The organism is Allobosea sp. RAF48 (assembly GCF_052114025.1).
In the GTDB taxonomy this organism is placed as follows: Bacteria; Pseudomonadota; Alphaproteobacteria; order Rhizobiales; family Beijerinckiaceae; genus Allobosea.
The window spans coordinates 255,091-273,652 of the sequence record NZ_JBFRDZ010000006.1 but is presented as its reverse complement, the minus strand read 5'-3'; the positions used below and the strand labels follow the sequence as shown (position 1 = coordinate 273,652).

The 18,562-nt window shown below is 64.5% G+C and carries 17 protein-coding genes; 7 read left to right on the top strand and 10 right to left on the bottom strand.

Annotated elements, in window-relative coordinates:
• Window positions 1-14: 14 nt before the first annotated feature.
• Window positions 15-872, bottom strand: coding sequence for an ABC transporter permease (locus AB4Z10_RS13935; protein WP_441470977.1), 858 nt, complete (start codon window positions 870-872; stop codon window positions 15-17).
• Complete coding sequence (locus AB4Z10_RS13930; RefSeq protein ID WP_441470976.1) at window positions 869-1,861, bottom strand: ABC transporter substrate-binding protein; 993 nt, start codon at window positions 1,859-1,861, stop codon at window positions 869-871. Before AB4Z10_RS13930 ends, AB4Z10_RS13935 begins: the two co-directional genes overlap by 4 nt.
• A gap of 334 nt (window positions 1,862-2,195) precedes the next feature.
• Between AB4Z10_RS13930 and AB4Z10_RS13925 the strand changes: the two genes are divergently transcribed.
• Window positions 2,196-3,137, top strand: coding sequence for a LysR family transcriptional regulator (locus tag AB4Z10_RS13925; protein ID WP_441470975.1), 942 nt, complete (start codon window positions 2,196-2,198; stop codon window positions 3,135-3,137).
• Here AB4Z10_RS13925 and AB4Z10_RS13920 read toward each other — a convergent pair.
• The gene (locus AB4Z10_RS13920) at window positions 3,088-3,825 is read right to left on the bottom strand and encodes an SDR family oxidoreductase (protein ID WP_441470974.1); all 738 of its coding nucleotides are present in this window, start codon (window positions 3,823-3,825) and stop codon (window positions 3,088-3,090) included. The two genes, AB4Z10_RS13925 and AB4Z10_RS13920, sit on opposite strands and share 50 nt — an antisense overlap.
• A 929-nt stretch (window positions 3,826-4,754) precedes the next feature.
• On the opposite strand from AB4Z10_RS13920, the gene AB4Z10_RS13915 reads away from it, so the two are divergent.
• The gene (locus AB4Z10_RS13915) at window positions 4,755-4,976 is read left to right on the top strand and encodes a hypothetical protein (RefSeq protein WP_441470973.1); all 222 of its coding nucleotides are present in this window, start codon (window positions 4,755-4,757) and stop codon (window positions 4,974-4,976) included.
• A gap of 181 nt (window positions 4,977-5,157) precedes the next feature.
• Here the strand turns inward: AB4Z10_RS13915 and AB4Z10_RS13910 are convergent, their stop codons facing one another.
• The 3 genes from AB4Z10_RS13910 to AB4Z10_RS13900 all read right to left on the bottom strand — a co-directional run bounded on the left by AB4Z10_RS13910 (window position 5,158) and on the right by AB4Z10_RS13900 (window position 7,630).
• Complete coding sequence (locus AB4Z10_RS13910) at window positions 5,158-5,913, bottom strand: metallophosphoesterase family protein (protein WP_441470972.1); 756 nt, start codon at window positions 5,911-5,913, stop codon at window positions 5,158-5,160.
• Window positions 5,914-6,098: 185 nt separating this feature from the next.
• Window positions 6,099-6,665, bottom strand: a complete 567-nt coding sequence (locus AB4Z10_RS13905) for a biotin transporter BioY (protein ID WP_441470971.1) — start codon at window positions 6,663-6,665, stop codon at window positions 6,099-6,101.
• Between the two features lie 296 nt (window positions 6,666-6,961).
• On the bottom strand, window positions 6,962-7,630 hold the full coding sequence (locus tag AB4Z10_RS13900) for a GntR family transcriptional regulator (RefSeq protein WP_441470970.1): 669 nt from the start codon (window positions 7,628-7,630) through the stop codon (window positions 6,962-6,964).
• Between the two features lie 260 nt (window positions 7,631-7,890).
• Between AB4Z10_RS13900 and uvrA the strand changes: the two genes are divergently transcribed.
• The 4 genes from uvrA to AB4Z10_RS13880 all read left to right on the top strand — a co-directional run bounded on the left by uvrA (window position 7,891) and on the right by AB4Z10_RS13880 (window position 13,860).
• Window positions 7,891-10,812: an excinuclease ABC subunit UvrA gene (uvrA, locus tag AB4Z10_RS13895; protein WP_441471088.1), complete on the top strand. Its 2,922-nt coding sequence runs from the start codon at window positions 7,891-7,893 to the stop codon at window positions 10,810-10,812.
• Window positions 10,813-11,039: 227 nt separating this feature from the next.
• A complete protein-coding gene (locus AB4Z10_RS13890) occupies window positions 11,040-12,413 on the top strand; it encodes an HD domain-containing protein (protein WP_441470969.1) in 1,374 nt (457 codons plus the stop codon).
• The gene (locus AB4Z10_RS13885; RefSeq protein WP_441470968.1) at window positions 12,400-12,906 is read left to right on the top strand and encodes a hypothetical protein; all 507 of its coding nucleotides are present in this window, start codon (window positions 12,400-12,402) and stop codon (window positions 12,904-12,906) included. The genes AB4Z10_RS13890 and AB4Z10_RS13885 overlap by 14 nt, the downstream gene beginning before the upstream one ends.
• Before the next feature lie 627 nt (window positions 12,907-13,533).
• A complete protein-coding gene (locus AB4Z10_RS13880) occupies window positions 13,534-13,860 on the top strand; it encodes a hypothetical protein (protein WP_441470967.1) in 327 nt (108 codons plus the stop codon).
• A gap of 155 nt (window positions 13,861-14,015) precedes the next feature.
• Here AB4Z10_RS13880 and AB4Z10_RS13875 read toward each other — a convergent pair whose 3' ends face one another.
• The 4 genes from AB4Z10_RS13875 to AB4Z10_RS13860 form a co-directional block, all read right to left on the bottom strand.
• The gene (locus AB4Z10_RS13875) at window positions 14,016-15,056 is read right to left on the bottom strand and encodes a zinc-dependent alcohol dehydrogenase family protein (RefSeq protein WP_441470966.1); all 1,041 of its coding nucleotides are present in this window, start codon (window positions 15,054-15,056) and stop codon (window positions 14,016-14,018) included.
• A gap of 937 nt (window positions 15,057-15,993) precedes the next feature.
• On the bottom strand, window positions 15,994-16,881 hold the full coding sequence (locus tag AB4Z10_RS13870) for an MBL fold metallo-hydrolase (RefSeq protein ID WP_441470965.1): 888 nt from the start codon (window positions 16,879-16,881) through the stop codon (window positions 15,994-15,996).
• Between the two features lie 104 nt (window positions 16,882-16,985).
• Complete coding sequence (locus AB4Z10_RS13865; protein WP_441470964.1) at window positions 16,986-17,645, bottom strand: peroxiredoxin; 660 nt, start codon at window positions 17,643-17,645, stop codon at window positions 16,986-16,988.
• Between the two features lie 197 nt (window positions 17,646-17,842).
• The gene (locus AB4Z10_RS13860) at window positions 17,843-18,118 is read right to left on the bottom strand and encodes a hypothetical protein (RefSeq protein ID WP_441470963.1); all 276 of its coding nucleotides are present in this window, start codon (window positions 18,116-18,118) and stop codon (window positions 17,843-17,845) included.
• A gap of 184 nt (window positions 18,119-18,302) precedes the next feature.
• On the opposite strand from AB4Z10_RS13860, the gene AB4Z10_RS13855 reads away from it, so the two are divergent.
• The gene (locus tag AB4Z10_RS13855; RefSeq protein WP_441470962.1) at window positions 18,303-18,470 is read left to right on the top strand and encodes a hypothetical protein; all 168 of its coding nucleotides are present in this window, start codon (window positions 18,303-18,305) and stop codon (window positions 18,468-18,470) included.
• Window positions 18,471-18,562 lie beyond the last annotated feature (92 nt).

Sequence of the window (18,562 nt, the reverse complement as noted above, 5' to 3'; positions counted from 1 at the left end):
GCTCCGCCCCAAAATCAGCCGTGCCGCCGGTGCGACACGAGGACGGCCTGCGCCATCCGGTCCAGCAACACGGCGAGCAGGACGATGCCGAGCCCGCCGACGAAGCCGAGGCCGGGATCGGCCCGCTGCAGACCGAGCAGGACGATCTCTCCGAGTCCCTTGGCGCCGATCATCGAAGCGACCACGACCATAGCCAGCGCCATCATGATCGCCTGGTTCAGCCCTTGCAGGATGGTGAGCCGCGCGAGCGGCAGCTCGATCAGCCAGAAGGTCTGCCGTGGCTTCAGGCCCAGCGCCCGCGAGGCCTCGATGAAACCGGGATCGACGCCGCGCAGGCCAAGTTCCGTCAGCCGCGCGAAGGGCGGCAGCGCATAGATCAGCGTCGCGACCAGTGCCGGCGCACGCCCAAGGCCGAGCACCATCGCCACCGGGATCAGATAGACGAAGCTCGGGATGGTCTGCATCAGGTCGTAGAGCGGCGCGAGCGCCCGGCCGAGGTGCGGCAGCCGCGCCGCCGCGACGCCCAGCGGCAATCCGAGCAGCACGACGAACAGCACGGCGACCGCGACCAGGGCAAGCGACTGCATCGCCTCGCCCCAGACGCCGAGCCCGGCCAGAGCCACCGGCAGGGCCGCCATCGCCAGCGCAAAGCCGATCCGCCGCGTCGCAAGCCAGGCGCCGGCTGCGACCGCCAGGACGAAAGCCGGAACCGGAATGTGCTGGAGCGCCGTCTCGACCAGCCGGACCGGGGCGGTCAGCGTCGCACCGAGGCCGTCGAGCTTGTCGCCATAGCCAGTGACGACGGCATCGACCCCGCGGTTGACGGCGGCCTGCAGCGCCTTGCCGAACTCCGGCACCAAAGCGGTCGTCACAGGCTCGACGCGACCTTCGTGGCGATATCGGCCGGCAGCCATTTGCGCCAGATGTCAGGCTGCGTCTTGAGGAAGACCACGGCCTGCTGCTCGGGCGTGACGCCCTTCTCGCGCGCCTCGGCGAGCATCTTCGAGGTCATGTCGCTGGTCGTGCCGTAGCTCTTCAGGAAGCTCGCCAGCTGGGGCGCCTTCCTGGCGAGTTCGACATTGGCGCCGATCACCACCTTGCTCGTCGGATAGGCGGTGGCGCGCTTGGGGGTGTCGCTCGCCTTCAGCTCCGCCCAAACAACCGGGTCGAACGGCGGCTCCTCGAGCTTGACGAGGTCATAGGCGCCCAGCAGCCAGCTCGGCCCCCAGTAGTAGAACAGCACCGGGCGCTTGCGCTTGAGCGCGCCCTCGATCGCAGCGACCAGTGCCTCGCCCGAGCCGCCCCGCGTATTGGTGAAATCCCCGGCGAGCCCGTAGACCGCGAGCTTCTTGGTGTTGATGCCCTCGCAGACCCAGCCGGCGACGCAGTTATAGAAGCGCCCCTTCCCCGGCTCCTCGGGATCGGCGAACAGGTCTTTGTAGCGCTTGAGATCCTCAGCGGACTTCAGGTCGGGCGCCTTGGCGTCCGGCCCGGAGACCAGATAGCGCGGCACGAACCAGCCCTCGTTGGCATCCGGGAAGGCGGTGCCCAGCGGTTCGACCTTGCCCGCCTCGGCCGCCTTGACCCAGGCCTCGACCGGGTTGGCCATCCAGATTTCCATGACGATGTCGACATCGCCGCGCGCCAGCCCGTTGACCAGAGGCGCGATGGCGCCGGGCACGCGCTCGACCTTGCAGCCGAAGCCGCGCTCGGCGATCGCGCTGGCGACGGCGGTGTGGAAGGCGGCGGAATCGTAGTCGAGGCCCGCCATCTTCAACGGGCGGTCGAGCTCGCAGGCGATGGCCGGGGCGCCGAGCCCGAGGCCGATGGCAAGCGTTGCGGCTCCAAGAAAAGCTTTCATCGTCATCGCTCCCCCGCTTGACCATGACAGAAGCCGCCGGGGCCGATCGCGCGGGCGGTTCGCGCTGTAACGCGGAGCCCGGCGAATTGATCCGTTCTTCCGGCCTCTTTGTGGGGAGCATCGCTCAAGTGGAGCGGCGAAACCACACCCTACCCTGTCAGCACCCGTCAGGACTATGCGCGTGACGGCGGCGAAGCGCAGCTGCGACGAGAAACGAGCGACGTGGCGGGGCAGTCCGTTCGCGCCCCCGACGCGGGCGATACGAAGTTCCGCTCCCCGGCAGCCGGAGAATCGTGATCGCATCGGCAGGGGACATGATCTAGTTTCACGAAACATGACCCCGCGCCTGCTCCAGACTTTCCTCGCTGTCGCGCGCTGTCGGACGGCTACGCGGGCGGCCAGCGAGCTCAACCTTGCCCAATCCAGCGTGAGCGACCAGATCCAGATCCTCGAGGACACTCTGGGAGCGAGCCTGTTCCTGCGTTCCAAGCAGGGCTTTCGTCTGACGGCCGCCGGAGAGGCGCTGGTGCCTTATGCCCAGGAAATCCTGACGACGATGGATGACGCTCAGGCCGCGGTGAAGATCGCGAGCCTCTCGGGTGACCGGTCACTTGTCATAGGCACGCTCGAGACCGTTGCGGCGGAGGTTCTGCCGGCGCTGCTCGCCGACCTCCGACAGAACCAGCCCGAGCTTCGGATGCGCATCGAGGTGGCGGGCAGCGATCACCTGCTGCAGCGCCTTCTCGACGGCTCGAACGACATAGCCTTTTTGTTCCGCAGGGGCGCTCTGGACGAAAGGCTCGCTCGGCGGGAATTTGCTCGGGAGCCTCTGGTCATGATCGGGCCGCCGGCTGTCGGAAGCGCCTTCGCGCCTCCTTCAGATCCGGTTGCCCTCGCCGCCGAGCCGTTCATTACGACCGAGCCCGGCTGCGTCTACCGGCATCTGTTCGATCAGGCCTGGCGCCGGGCCGGCCTGACGCCGCCACGGCCGTTCGCGGAGGTCGGCAGCATCGAGGCAATCGTGCGTCTCGTTGCGGCTGGCAGCGGCTATGCCCTGGTGCCTCGGCTCGCCGCGAGGGAAGCGCTCGCGCGCAGTGCCGTCGCCGCGATCCCATCGCCTGGGTTCGAACTCGTGGCGACGCTCGACATGGTATGGCGTCGCCGACGCGTTCAGTCGCCTGGCCTCACGCTCCTCCTGGCCCGGGCGGGACGAGCGCGGCGTTCTCTCAAACGAGACGATGACCACCCTCGACGTGAAGAACGGTGCCCGTCGTGAACCCGTTGCCGATGAGGAAGGCTACGGCATCGGCGATATCTTCCGGCTGACCGACGCGGCCGACCGGCAGGCGTTCCGCCATTCCGGCGAGAACCTCCACCTTCCGCTCGCCCGCCACCGCCTGCCATATCGGCGTGTCGACCCAGCCCGGTGATACTGCGTTCACACGGATCGGAGCCAGTTCGACGGCCAGGGCCCGGACGAGGCCTTCAAGTGCCGCGTTGATGGTTGCGACCACTGTTCCCCGCGCCATCGGCCGGTAGGCCGCGATGCCGGATGTGAAGGTCAGCGATCCCCCGGCGGCGAGCCTCGGGCTGCCGTGCTTGGCGAGCAGGATCGGGCCAACGATCTTGCTGTCGATGGCGCGCCGGGCCGCGTCGAGATCGAGCGCAGGCAGCAGTTCGTAAGCGCCCGTAAAGTCGGCTGCCGTGCAGACGATGTGATCGAACAGGTCCCCGCCCGCAAACAGAGCCTGCACTTCGCCTTCTGACGTGATGTCGGCAGCGAATGTCGTGAGCCGCGGAGAAGCCCCGAGATCATCGTGCGCGCGCCGAAGCCGGGAAGGGTTCCGGCCGACGATCGTCACATGGTCTCCGGCCCGTATCAGCCGCCGCGCAAGGGTGAAGCCCATGCCCGAGCTCCCCCCGGCGATGAGGATGCGGCGCGGGCCCGTTCTGTGGTCGGTCATCTCGGTCTCCATTTCCGATCTGCCGACTGTGTTCCAGCTTTGTCGGCTCGAGGGGAAACGGAATGAACCGATGATGTCATCGGCGATGCCGATCGAAGACGGAGGGTGGCGCGCCCCGCGAATGCCACGGGCGGCTCCGACGCGGGGGGCTGGCGATAAAGGCCGGCGCGGCGGCATCGGCCAGCTTCCGGACCACCCGCCAACTTCTGCTACCGACCCAAAGCTGACGGCGCTCCGGGCACATTCTGCCCTTGCGTGGCTCAACCGCTTAGCTGAGATGAACGCAGAAAAAGCCGAGACAACCCATCGAATAGATATGCGCTGAGAAAATTTAACGGCATCATCAATATAGTCACAAACATAATGCCAATGGCTGTTTCATCCAACGTCAACGTATTGGTCTTATCCAGCGGCCATCCCAAAACAATCGTCGTATAATTATGGATGAAAACTGAAATAAAAATGCATCCAATTATATAACTTAGAATAAAAAATGTTTTACGTCTATTTATATTCGATGTTATCAATTGAACAGGAAGGCAAAAACCGCACAAAACAACAATGCTAAATGCCATTGCGCCTAAAGCGGAGATTATCACGTCACGGACACCGAATTCAAATCTAACTAGAACTAGAAAAATAATCGCAAACTGGACGAGAGATGTTAAAAGCGCGGCACAAATTATTGCTGACCTGCTATTCATAGGAACGTCCCGTTAGCCCGTCTCAGAGCCCACATTAGCTGCCTAGGCAGCGGGAGCAAATGTCAGCTTCCGACCCATTTCGGAAGCTGCCCCAGCCATCCGAGCGCAGGCGAGTGAGCGCGCTCAACATTGCCCCGTCCCGAGCGCGCGGAGGAGTAAGGCTCCTGTAAGGATGAGCGCGCCTAATTCTCGCATCAAATCCATGAAACGCGAGGGAGCCTGATCATGAGCGACGACCGCAACAATTCTGTTCAGTTAAATGATGCCGAACTCGAAGCAGTTGCAGGTGCCGGCAGCATGGGCAGGACCGGCCTGAGCACCTTTCGCATGGTAGGGGGGCTTGTTGTGAAGATGGCGGGATCACTGCTTGGAAACGAAGGCATGACCCAGCATGGTCGGGAGATGATTGCTGACGCATCATCCCGCTTGTCCGGCAAGAAAACCTGACCGAGCACAATCCATGCCGACGGGGTCTGCACTGCCAGCCCGTGATGCGCCAACAGTTGGGGCTGGCCTTCTGCCGGGAAGCAAGCATTCTCCGACGCACGCGCCGAAAGTCGGCTTCCGACCACTTGTGTTGAAAAAGCCCGGTCAGCGTGAAGCTCGAGCAGCCCGGCCTGCGCTTCGCTCAGCCGGACATAAACCCGGTTCTGAGCGCGTGGGCCCATTCCGGCCGTCCCGCGTGTTCGGCCTGGCGCGCCGCCGCTTCGTGGTCGTAGTCGACGGCGATGGCCTCGAAAAGGTCCGGTTGGCCTGCACCATCCAAGGTGACGATACCGTAGCGTGCGTGCGGCGAGCCTTGCTCGGAGACATGGGCCGGTGGTGTGGAATCGTCATAGGCGGGGCAGCCGATGCTGCCCGGGTTGAAGATGATGGGACCGTCCGGGATGCGGATCAGTTCCGCGCGGTGGCTATGGCCGCACAGCGCGATGCGGCACCCGGGGTCGAGCGCCTTCAGCCGGCGCCGGATCGCCGCCAAAGGCGCGCGCACCAACTGGCTATTGACGACCGTATCGGCGAGATACTTCTCGTCGTCGTCGGGGCGAGCGTGGAAGGCGATGACGCCGGGCGCAATCTCCAGTGTAAGCGGCTGGGTGAAAAGCACTTCGCGCTGCGCCGCGGTCAGTCGCTCCCGAGCGTAGAGGTCGGAGGCCCACATCTCGTCATGGGGGCCGGCGGCGACGCGGCGGTCGTGGTTGCCGCGCACCGTCGGCAGGTTGAGCGCCTGGAGCCGTTCCATAGTCTCGCGCGGCCACAACGGACCAGAGACGCTGTCGCCGAGATTGACGAACAGCTCAGCACCACCACGCCGGCGCAGATCCTCCAGCACGGCGTCCAGGGCCAGGACATTGCCGTGGATATCGGCGAGAACGGCGATGCGCATTTTTCGGAAGCTCCAGTGATTCGCAAATGCCCGGCGATGCCGATCAATCCAAGCCTTGTTTGATAACGTCTGCCTCCGACCCAACTGAGACATATGCGACGACGGGCACCTTGGATCCTGGACGTCGAATAGAAAAACCCGGCAGGCCGAGCCCGCCGGGTCGCGATGCGAGGGTTGTTCGCAGCTCAGCCGCGCGGAGCGAAGGCCTTGAGCGCGGCGGCGGCAAGGGCCGACTTCAGGATGGCGCCCAGGACGAACGGCGTTGCGCCGAGGGCGACCGCCTTGGGCAGGCCGATGAGAACGCCGAGCCAGGCCACGCCGATCACCAGGCAGAGCGCATTGCCGGCCAGCATCGCGGCGAAGGCGAGCCCGACCCGGCTGCCGTTCCAGCCGCGCTGGGCGAGCCAACCGGTGAGCGCTGCGGCAAAGGGGAAGGCCAGCAGATAGCCGCCGGTCGGGCCGGCGAAATAGGCTGCGCCGCCGACGGCGCCGGCGAAGACGGGCAGCCCGATCGCGCCCTGGGCCAGCCAGGCGATCACGGTGACGGCGCCGAGGCGCCAGCCATAAAGCGCGCCGATCAGCGTCACCGCGAAGGTCTGCATCGTCATCGGCACCGGGTACATCGGCACCTTGATCTGCGAAGACAGCGCAAGCAGCAGACTGCCGACGATCACGGCGCCGGCCTGCCAGGCGAGCGAGCGGCTTTCCAGCCGCAGCGGGCTGAAGGATCGGCTGAGGGCAAGATCGGTCATGGTCACTCCTTCATCGAGGTCAAATTATCTATAATTTTGACCTTTGATCTATGAGAAAGTCCATATATCGATGGAAAAGGCAAGCGCGCCCTTCGTTGCGAAGCCGGTTGGCATTCCTGGGAATCTTCCGTCTGGCCCAAGCGTCATTCTCGGGCGCAGCGCAGCGGAGACCTGAGAATCTCTTGCCGGAATGGGCACGGGGAGCCCTCTTCGGCAGGAGATGCTCGGGTCAAGCCCGAGCATGACGGCCGGGTTATGTGCATCTTTACGGGGACCGAGTTCGCAGCTCTTCCCCCTCACCCGACGATCGCAAAGGCCCCGCGCGTCGCTCCCGAGGCGGTGCGGACGGGCCGCTCGCCGATCCACTGGGCATGCCGCGCCAGCGTCGCCGTCGCGGTTTCAAGGTCTCCGCTGCGCAGAGCATTCAGAATCGTGCGGTGGTCGTGATCGGTGCGCGCTTCCCATTCCGAGCGCCAGGCCGAAAACAGGAAGCGCGCGCTCGCCGCATGCAGGTCGTCGATCGTCGCGAGCAGGCGCCTCATGCCGCAGGGCGCGACCAGCGTGCGGTGAAAGCGGCGATTCGCCTCCTCCCAGGCCCGGACATCGGTCGCTGCGTCGCAATCGCGCCGGGCCCACTCGGCCTCGTCGAGAATGGCGGCGGTGAGATGCGGCGCGGCATGGCGCAGCGCCAGCACCTCCAGCGTCGCGCGCATCGCCGCGACCTCCTTCACCTCCGACAGGTCGAAGGAGGCGACGCGGACGCCGCGGCGCGGCTCGCTGATCGCCAGCCCCTGCGCCTCCAGCCGGCGGAAGGCCTCCCGCACCGGGACATGGCTCGTCGCGAATTCCTCCGCGATGTGGTCCTGCCGTAACCGCGCTCCCGGCTCGATCGCTCCGGCGATGATCCTGTCCGCAAGGGTTCTGGCGATGCGGACGGCGATGGTGACTTCGGCAGGCTTCGTCATGTTTTATAGATAATTCGGCCGTGCGCCGGAGTCGATTGCGATCCGCCGGATCGTCCCCACATGAACCCTCGCCGCTGCTGACGTTTTCTGTCAGGACGACGGCAGCAGCCGGGACGGCTGCGTGCTATTCATGCCGGGCAGATCGCCGCGAGGCTGGAAAGGCCCGGCTTTTGCCCTATCTGTAGCGCTTCACCGCAACGGACGCCCCGATGGCCCGCAAGACCGAAACCGCCGCTGCCCAGGCCGCTGCGCTGGAAGACATGTTCGACCGCAACCGCACGGCCGATCCGAACAGCCGCGCCATCACCGTGCGCGGCGCGCGTGAGCACAACCTCAAGAACGTCGATCTCGCCATTCCCAGAGACAAGCTCGTGGTGTTCACCGGCCTCTCGGGCTCGGGCAAGTCCTCGCTCGCCTTCGACACGATCTATGCGGAAGGGCAGCGCCGCTATGTCGAGTCGCTCTCGGCCTATGCCCGCCAGTTCCTCGAGATGATGCAGAAGCCCGATGTCGACCAGATCGACGGGCTCTCTCCCGCCATCTCGATCGAGCAGAAGACGACCTCGAAGAACCCGCGCTCGACCGTGGGCACCGTCACCGAGATTCATGACTACATGCGCCTGCTCTGGGCGCGCACCGGCATCCCCTATTCGCCCGCGACCGGCCTGCCGATCGAGAGCCAGACCGTGCAGCAGATGGTCGACCGCATGACCGAGCTGCCGGAGAAGACGCGCGGCTACCTGCTCGCGCCCGTCGTGCGCGGCCGCAAGGGCGAGTTCCGCAAGGAGATGGCCGACTGGCTGAAGCGCGGCTTCCAGCGCGTCAAGGTCAATGGCGAGTTCTACGAGATCCCGGACGCCCCTGCCCTCGACAAGAAGTTCAAGCACGACATCGACGTGGTCGTGGACCGGATCGTGATCCGGCCCGACCTCGGCGCGCGGCTGGCGGATTCGCTGGAGCAGGCGCTGGAGCTGACCGACGGCATCGCGGTTTTCGAGTATGCCGACGAGAAGGAGGAGAACGGCGAGGCCAAGCGCGTCACCTTCTCGTCCAAGTTCGCCTGCCCGGTCTCCGGCTTCACCATTCCCGAGATCGAGCCGCGGCTGTTCTCGTTCAACAACCCGTTCGGCGCCTGCCCGGTCTGCGACGGCCTCGGCCACGAGATGCGGATCGACCCGGACATGATCGTGCCGGATCACTCGATGACGCTGAAGAAGGGCGCGATCGCGCCCTGGGCCAAGTCGACCTCGCCCTATTACGGTCAGACGCTGGAAGCGCTCGCCAGGCATTTCGGCTTCTCGATGACCAAGCCCTGGTCGGAGCTGCCGGAGAGCGCGCGCAAGGCGATCCTGTTCGGCACGGGCACGGAAGCCGTGCGCATGGCCTATAATGACGGCCTGCGCAGCTACGAGGTGAAGAAGCCCTTCGAGGGCGTCATCACCAATATGGAGCGGCGCTGGAAGGAGACGGAATCGGACTGGGCGCGCGAGGAGATCGGCCGCTTCATGTCCGAGACGCCCTGCGCTGCCTGCCACGGCTATCGCCTGAAGCCCGAGGCGCTGGCGGTGAAGATCGACATGCGCCATATCGGCGAGGTCTCGAAGCTCTCGGTCAAGGACGCGCTGGACTGGGTCACCAACCTGCCGTCGCGGTTGTCGAAGAAGCAGAACGAGATCGCCCCGCGCATCCTCAAGGAAATCCGCGACCGGCTGACCTTCCTGCTCGATGTCGGGCTGGAATACCTGACGCTCGCCCGCGCCTCCGGCACGCTGTCGGGCGGCGAGAGCCAGCGCATCCGCTTGGCGTCGCAGATCGGCTCGGGCCTCACCGGCGTGCTCTATGTGCTGGACGAGCCCTCGATCGGTCTGCACCAGCGCGACAATGAGCGCCTGCTCGGCACGTTGCGCCGGCTAAGAGACCTCGGCAACACCGTGATCGTGGTCGAGCATGACGAGGATGCGATCCTGACGGCCGACTATGTCGTCGATGTCGGCCCCGGCGCCGGCATCCATGGCGGCGAGATCGTCGCCAAGGGCACGCCGCAGGACATTCTCGACGACCCGAACTCGCTCACCGGCAAATACCTCACCGGCGAGATGTCGGTGCCGGTGCCGCCCAAGCGCCGCAAGGCGCAGAAGGGCCGCAGCCTCAAGATCGTCGGCGCGCGCGGCAACAACCTCAAGAATGTCGATGTCGAGATTCCCCTGGGGATGTTCACCTGCATCACCGGCGTTTCCGGCGGCGGCAAGTCGACGCTGGTGATCGACACGCTCTACAAGGCGGTGGCGCGCAAGCTGAACGGCGCGATCGACCACCCGGCCCCGCATGACCGCATCGAGGGCATCGAGCATCTCGACAAGGTCATCGATATCGACCAGTCGCCGATCGGCCGCACGCCGCGCTCGAACCCGGCGACCTATACCGGCGCCTTTACGCCGATCCGCGAATGGTTCGCCGGCCTGCCGGAGGCGAAGGCGCGCGGCTATCAGGCCGGGCGCTTCTCGTTCAACGTCAAGGGCGGCCGCTGCGAGGCCTGCCAGGGCGACGGCGTCATCAAGATCGAGATGCACTTCCTGCCGGATGTCTACGTCACCTGCGACGTCTGCAAGGGCAAGCGCTACGACCGCGAGACCCTCGAAGTGAAATACCGCGACAAGTCGATCGCCGACGTGCTCGACATGTCGGTCGAGGAGGCGAAGGGCCTGTTCAAGGCGGTGCCCTCGATCCGCGACAAGATGGAGACGCTGGCGCGCGTCGGCCTCGACTATGTCAAGGTCGGCCAGCAGGCGACGACGCTCTCGGGCGGCGAGGCGCAGCGCGTCAAGCTCTCCAAGGAGCTGTCGAAGCGCGCCACCGGCCGCACGCTCTACATCCTCGACGAGCCGACGACCGGCCTGCATTTCCACGACGTCGCCAAGCTCATGGAGGTGCTGCACGAGCTGGTCGACCAGGGCAATTCGGTGGTGGTGATCGAGCACAATCTCGAGGTGGTGAAGACCGCCGACTGGGTGATCGACATGGGCCCCGAAGGCGGCGACGGCGGCGGCCAGGTGGTGGCCGAAGGCACGCCGGAGGACATCGTCCGCATCGGCAAGGGCCACACCGCGCGCTTCCTCAAGGAAGTGCTCGACCGCCGGCCGATCAAGAAGGGGAAGAGCGTGGCACGGCAGGCAGCGGAGTAGGCGCACCACCACCGCATTAGCCGGAGAGCCAGAAAACCTAGCTCGCGAACAAACCTCATCGTCTTGTGGAACTGGCATAAACTTGGTTGCGCTGGCCATGAGCTGCAATCCAAGATCGCTTCTATGCGCTCACTGCGATTGATTCTTGCTGAAGTGTCAAAGCCGTGATCGCTAGGAATTCAGTTGCATGAATCAATTTTGTTCCCTATTTGTTCATGGCAATGGTTATGCTGAAGCGCATCCGAGATCCGATACACGGGCTCATCACGTTCAACCTCGATGATGAGGTTGATAGAGCCGCGTGGGAGCTTATCGACACACCTGAGTTTCAGCGGCTTAGGCGTGTAAAACAGCTTGGAGTATCGGAGTTTACATATCCAGGCGCCACGCATACGCGACTCGCTCACTCGATTGGGGTCTTCCATATCGCGCGTCAGTTGATGGAAGTTGCTGAACGTTACGTGCCGGGTGACAAACGAAAACCACATAGGGTTCGCGCAGCTTTATTAGCTGCGCTTTTGCACGACCTTGGCCACGGCCCATTCAGCCATGCATTTGAGAATGCTGAAAAAATCAGACTTCCTAAAGAAAAATACCGAGATCATGAGCATTGGACAGCGGAACTTATCTGCCGCAGAGATGGTAATATCCGCCGCATCCTTAAAGAGCGCTTTGGAGGGGACGGATCTGTTGCCGAGGACATCGCAGCAATGCTTCGAGGCGACGAGCAAGATCTTTATTCCTCTGTAGTTTCGAGCTCGTTCGACGCGGATCGCCTTGATTATCTACGGCGCGATCGTCTAATGACCGGCTCTGGGGCCGGAGCGATAGATTTTGATTGGCTTCTAGACAACTTGCGCGTTGTAGAGGTCACAACAATCAGCGGCGAAGACACAGAAGAAACTGGGGACACCATTCAGGCATTCGCCTTTGAAGAAAAAGCGATGCAGGCGGCTGAGAATTTCATACTTGCCAGATTTCACCTTTACTCGCAGGTTTATTTACATAAAGCTACGCGCGGCATCGAACAAATGCTGTCTGCGTTCCTGCTTGCATTCAGTGAGGAGGCAGCCAAAGGCTCGAAGGCCCACCTTGCCGTGCCGAGAGATCACCCATTGAGAGCCTATTACAGCAAGGCAACACCGGACCTAAAAAGTTATTTCGCCCTTGATGATGCGGTTGTCTGGAGCGCCTTGGAGATATCTGCTGTTAAAGGCGATGGCCCGATTCGAGATTTTGCTGAGCGCATCTGCTCTCGGAAAATCCTGAAAGGCGTTGCAATTGACATGGTAAACCCACAGCCAACCGACATTGCACGGCGCAAATTCCTCGATCAAACAATGAAAAACGATATCGGAAAGACAGTATTTGAGGATAGAGCCCCACTTTCTATTTATAAAGACCCAAGCAAAGAGAGCGTTAAGCCGCACAAGAAAGTCTACGTTCGCCGCGACGGCGGCAAGATTGTTGACATAACGTCTTTGTCAAAGCCCATCGCTGCGCTATTTCAAGAGCAAGAAATACTTCGTTATTATTTCCTTAACGATACCGATCGCAAGAAAGTCCTGAGCATCTCTGGAGAGAGCTATGCCGCAGCTTGATAATTTGGTGGTCGGCACAGTCGCCCTATCGGGCGGGGCGCTCGTTGGCCGTATTCGCATCCAAAAGGTCATATACCTCTTGGATCAGCTTGGTATGCAGAGCGGGGCACCGTTTGAGTACCATCATTACGGGCCATATTCTGAAGTGATTTCAGATGCAGTCACAGACGCGAAGTTTTGGGGAAACCTTAACGAAACAGTGAGTTTTCGTGTAGCCGATGGCGCCCCATACAGCACCTTCAAGACTGACAGCCCCCCCCCCGATAGTCTTGGGGCCTTGAATGCTGTGCGCGCGCGCGCGCTGTTAGAGAAATTCTCCGGATGCACGGCCACAGTACTGGAACTCGCCGCCACGGTTCATTGGCTTGCTTTCATCGAGAAAGTCGATGATTGGCGAGCCGAAATTGAAGTTCGCAAGGCAGGCAAGACGGACAATGGTCGGCTGCAAAAGGCGTTGGCTTTGTTGAGGGATATCGGCCTATCCCCAGAATGAATTATTGATCGTTTAGCAAAACGGGCAATACTCCTCGCCACCCTCTCCCGCCCCGGAGAGAGAAGCGTTGCGGCTCTGCGGCTTTCCTCCTGACACCAAACTTATCCCCGCCCCTTCTCACCCGCCCTATCCTGCCCTCGCCCATCACCCAAACGGGGCGGCCGTCCGGAGGTATGCTGGAGGTTGGGTGAGGGTCGGCGCCTGCGGGCGGGGGGTACGCCCTGCTCCCGGGAGGCTTCGGGGCACCGCCCTGGGGACACTACGGTCCCTGTGCGAGGAGCTCGCTGGAAGGCTCGGCCGGTGACGGAGGGGCATGGCGACGGCGCGACGACCTGCTGAGGGAAACTGGCGTCGAAACCGGCCCATCCCGAACCGCCTTTGCCCGATAAGCGCGGCCCGGAGCCAAAAGTCGCCGGAGCACGCAGCCAAGTGTTCGCAGGCTGCGTAAACTTGCCTGCTTGGCGCCACGGGGCGTGCGACGGGTGGCTCAATCCCGCCGCGCCGCAGCCTGGCTCAACGGTTGCGGATATCCCTCGCGCCTCGCGGCGCTCCGCCAGCCCCGCTCGCTCCCGCCGCGCATCCGCGCGGGCGGATGATCCTGCGTGCCTGACCCTAGGGAGACCCGCCATGCCGAAACGCCAGAACACCCCCACCGAGATTCCGCCGATCACCGATTTCGAGAGCTGCCAGAGGGCGCGGCCGCTGATCCTGCGCCGCTTCGCCGACATTCTCGGCGTCTGGGAGGTTTGCGCGAACAAGGCCTGCAGCCGGGCGCGCCGTTGCCAGGGCCAGGACACGGCCTGCCTGCGCGCCTTCATGCAGGCGATTCCGGACGATGAGCGCCGGGAGATCCGCTACGCGCTGGACAACCGCGCTGCCGGGCTCTCTCCCGGCGAGGCGATGGAGCGGGCGCAGGCCCGCGTCGCCGGGGAGATCGCTCGGGGCGGGGAATAACAGGGCGTCATTCTCGGGCGGAGCGCAGCGCAGACCCGAGAATCTCTAGCCGGATGAGGCGTCGGAGCCTCTTCGTCATGAGATGCTCGGGTCAAGCCCGAGCATGACGCGAGTGAGGGCGGTCGCGACGCTGGCTTACGCCCCTCGCCGCCCCCTCAGAACCGGTCGATGATCGTCACGCCCGTGCCCTCGAAGCGGTCCATCGCCATCAGCGCGGGGATCGATGCGGCGAGGTCGATGCGGCGGCCGACGAGCTGCTGCGGGGTGAGCTTGCCGGCGCTGATCATGTCGAGCATCGCGCCATAGCGATGCGCCTGCATGCCGTGGCTGCCGAGGATTTCCAGCTCGTGGGCGATGACCTGCGCCATCGGGATCGGCGGCGTCGCCTGCTCCGCCAGCAGCAGCCCGACCTGGATATGCTTGCCGCGCTTGCGCAGGTTCGCCACCGAATTGAAGCAGGTCTGCGGATGGCCGAGCGCATCGAGCGAGACATGGGCGCCGCCGCCTGTGGCGTCGCGGACGGCGGCGACGACATCGGGTTGCGTTTTGGCGTTGATCGTCACCGCGGCGCCGACCTCGCGGGCGAGCTTCAGCTTGTCGTCGGAGATGTCGACGGCGACGACTTGGGCGCCGAGCGCATTGGCGATCATGATCGCGGAGAGGCCGACGCCGCCGCAGCCGTGGACGGCGACCCATTGCCCGCCCGAGACTTGGCCCTGGTCGACCACGGCGCGGAACGAGGTCACGAAACGGCAGCCGAGGCTGGCCGCCGTCGCGAAATCGATCTCCTCGGGCAGGCGCACAAGGTTGAAATCGGCCCGGTCGATGCGGACATATTCCGCGAACGAGCCCCAATGCGTGAAGCCGGGCTGGAACTGGTCGTCGCAGACCTGCTGGTTGCCGGAATGGCATTGCGGGCAGGAGCCGCAGCCCGCGACGAAGGGCACGGTGACGCGGTCGCCCTCGCGGAAGCGCACGACGCTGCGGCCGACCGCGGCGATGACGCCGGCCAGCTCATGGCCCGGCACATGCGGCAGGCGGATATCGGGATCGTGGCCGACCCAGCCATGCCAGTCGCTGCGGCACAGGCCGGTCGCTTCGACCTTGATGATGACGCTGTGCGGCTCCGGCACTGGGTCCGGCAGGATGCGCAGTTCGGGGGCCTGCCCGAAGGCTTCGTAGACGACGGCTTTCATGGCGGGGCACTCCTTTGTCGAGGCCCGTGTCATGGGGCAGTGCCGGTGGAATCGTCAATTGCGTGGCGGCGGGGTCGCCTTGCCTCGGCGTCATGCGCGGGCTTGTCCCGAGCATCCACGTCCTGCGGCTGTGATGCTGCGGGCCGCCCGGCGATGAATTGCGCGGGGAACCTTCTCCCGCATCGAAGCCGCTGTTGCCGGCTTCGACACTTCAACTGCTGATCTCGGGCAGGCCCGGGATGGGCGGGAGAAGGAAAGAGGCGTCGCGGTTCCCTCGCCTCCTCGTCATTCTCGGGCCGGAGGAGGCGCCGGAGTCTCGCCGTCATGAGATGCTCGGGGCGAGCCCGCGCATGACGCTTGTCCAACCGGACTTATCCCCGCCCCTCGCCTGTCCCCTATCCTGCCATCGCCCATCACCCAAACGGGGCGGCCGTCCGGAGGTATGCTGGAGGTTGGGTGAGGGCCGGCGCCTGCGGGCGGGGGTTACGCCCCGCTCCCGGGAGGCTTCGGGGCACCGCCCTGGGGGTACTATGGCCCCTGCGCGAGGAGCATCGCTGGGACGTTCGACGGGAAAGGCCCCGCAAGCCGAGACGCGACGAGGTGAAGAACCGAGCTGGCGTCGAGGCGAGCGGGGCCGGCACCGAAGAGCCGTAGAAGCGCGGCCCGGAGACTGAAATCGCCGAAGGCGGAGCGCCGCGGGGCGTGCGGATGGGGCTCCATCCGCGCCGCTTCCTGGCTCAATGGAAGTGGTCACTCTACCCCGCGCCTCGCGGCGCTCCGCCAGCCCCGTTCTCACGCTCGTGCGCTTCGCGCGGGCGATCAGAAGCATGCGTGAACCACCGTCCTCGCCGCAGCGAAGGCGAGGCGCGAGCGCTCGAGCCTGCCGAGAAGAGCGCCGCGCCACCGGCGCAGATGCCCGACCCGTTCGCTATTCGGCTCAGGCGCCGCAAGCCTTCAGCGCGTTGAGCGGAAACTTCAGGTAGCGCTGCCCGTTGGCTTCGGGCTCCGGCAGGCGCCCGCCATTGATGTTGACCTGCAGGGCATGGAGGATCAGGCGCGGCATCGGCAGCGTCCTGTCGCGCGCCTCGCGCAGGGCGACGAACTCCGCCTCGCTCCGGCATTTGACGATGTGGGTATTGGCGGCCTTCTGCTCGGAGACCGTGCTCTCCCATTGGGGCGGCCGGCCTTCCGGCCGGTAGTCATGGCCGGTGAACAGCCGCGTCCGGTCCGGCAAGGCGAGGATGGCCTGGATCGAGCGCCAGAGCCGGCCGGCATCGCCGCCCGGAAAATCGGCCCGCGCCGTCCCGCTGTCGGGCATGAACAGCGTGTCGTGGATGAAGGCCGCATCGCCAACGAGGTAGGCTATCGAGGCGAGCGTATGGCCGGGGGAGAACAGGACCCGGACCGGCATCTCGCCGATCAGGAATTCTTCGCCATCGGCGAACAGGTGGTCCCATTGGGAGCCGTCGGCCGGAAAGCCGGGCCAGTTGTAGATCGCCTTCCAGAGCTTCTGGACGTCGACGATGCGCTCGCCGATCGCAGTCGGCGCGCCGGTCCTGCTCTTGAGATAATGCGCGGCCGAGAGATGGTCGGCATGCGGGTGGGTTTCGAGGATCCACTGGAGGGTGAGGCCCTCGGCCTGCAGGTAGCCGAGCAGGGCATCGGCATTCTCGGTGCCGACCGCCCCGGACTTCTCGTCGAAATCGAGGACCGCATCGATGATCGCACAGTGCCGCGTCACCGGGTCGGCGACGACGTACTGGATCGAGCCGGTCGGCGGATCGTAGAATCCCCGGACCGACGGCTTGAGCTGCGTGATGTCCACTTCAACGCTCCCCTGCCTGCGTCAACGCCGAATACGGCCGCGGCAAGGCAATGCCTCCGGGCCGATCGGCACCCGCCACGCCTGTCGCGGGCGCCGTAGCCTCCTCAAGCGGAAGGCTGCCTCGTCTTGCGGAGATAAGGCAGGACACGTTCGAAGAGGCCGAAGCGCTTGGAGGCGTCCTCGTCCGAGACCGAGCCGGCGATGACGACATCCTCGCCCGGCTTCCAGTCCGCCGGGGTCGCCACAGGATACTTCGCCGTCAGCTGGATGGAGTCGATCGCGCGCAGGATCTCCTGGAAGTTCCGGCCCGTCGTCATCGGATAGGTGAGCGTCAGCTTGATCTTCTTGTCCGGGCCGATGAGGAAGACCGAACGCACGGTCTGGTTGTCGGCCGGCGTGCGGCCTTCTGAGGTGTCGCCGGACGAGGCCGGCAGCATGTCGTAGAGCTTGGCGACCTTGAGCTCATTGTCGCCGATCATCGGATAGGTGACGTTGTGACCGGTCGCGGTCTGGATGTCGGCCTTCCACTTGTGGTGGCTCTCCACCGGATCGACCGAGATGCCGATGATCTTGACGTTGCGCTTGTCGAACTCGCCCTTGATGCCGGCCATCATGCCGAGTTCGGTGGTGCAGATCGGGGTGAAGTTCTTGGGATGGGAAAACAGAACCGCCCAGCTGTCGCCGATCCAGTCATGGAATTGGATCGGTCCCTCCGTCGTATCGGCTGCAAAGTCCGGGGCCGTGTCATTGATCCGCAGGGTCATGGATTCCTCCAACTCTTCCTTCGTCACGGAGACGGCTTGCAAGGTCGGCAGCCGGCGGCATCTCCGATCGCCGTCACGTCAAACAAGTGCGTCTTTGGCAAAAGGCGTCTGGCCTTGTCGGCGCGCTACGCAATTCTGGCACGAACGCCGGCTGCTTCGCGAGCCCCTTACGCAGGGAGACGGCAGTTTTCGCGCGTTCAGCCGAGGCGGCGCGTTACGCCGCCCTTATGCACAGGCGGGGCCGGCGGCCCGAGGTAATAGGCACCTCCCAGGCCAACGCCGGCACCGAGCGCCGGCCAGCCGGGATCGGCATAGGCGTTGAGCTCCCAGCAGCGCAGCCTCTGGCGCTCAGCCTCGGTGGTCGCGTCGTTGCAGCGGGAGACCTGCGAGCGCTGCCAGAAGGCCGCGGCCGGCAGCGACGCAGCCGGCAAAGTGCCGCCGGCCAGCAGCGCCAGGAGGAACAACCTGTTCATCGCCTCTTCCCGTCCAATCCCAGAGCCCTATGATGACCGACATGCCCTTGCCGAACGCTTAAGCGGGGCCTTCGGAACCGAAGTGCGCCACCTGGCCGCTTCATCGGCTCCCGACGAGCGCAGGATCGCCGCGATGCGCCCTGGAGGCGGGGCGGCGAGCTAGACGAGCAAAGGAGATCGCAACGTGAAACTGCCCATCGTCATCCATAGCGACGAGGACTACGACCGCGCCCAGCAACGGGTGAAGGAACTGAACGCCTTGCCGGACACCCCGGACAAGGAAAAGGAACTACATGCCCTCGCCGAAGCTATGCTCTCCTTCGAGCTTCGCCGCGACGACGCCGACGATTGATGTCGGCGCAGCTAGCCGGGGGGCAATACGCGCACCCCTCAAGCATTTTCGAGCGAAGCGGACATCAGTTTTCGTGAAGAAAGTACGATAAA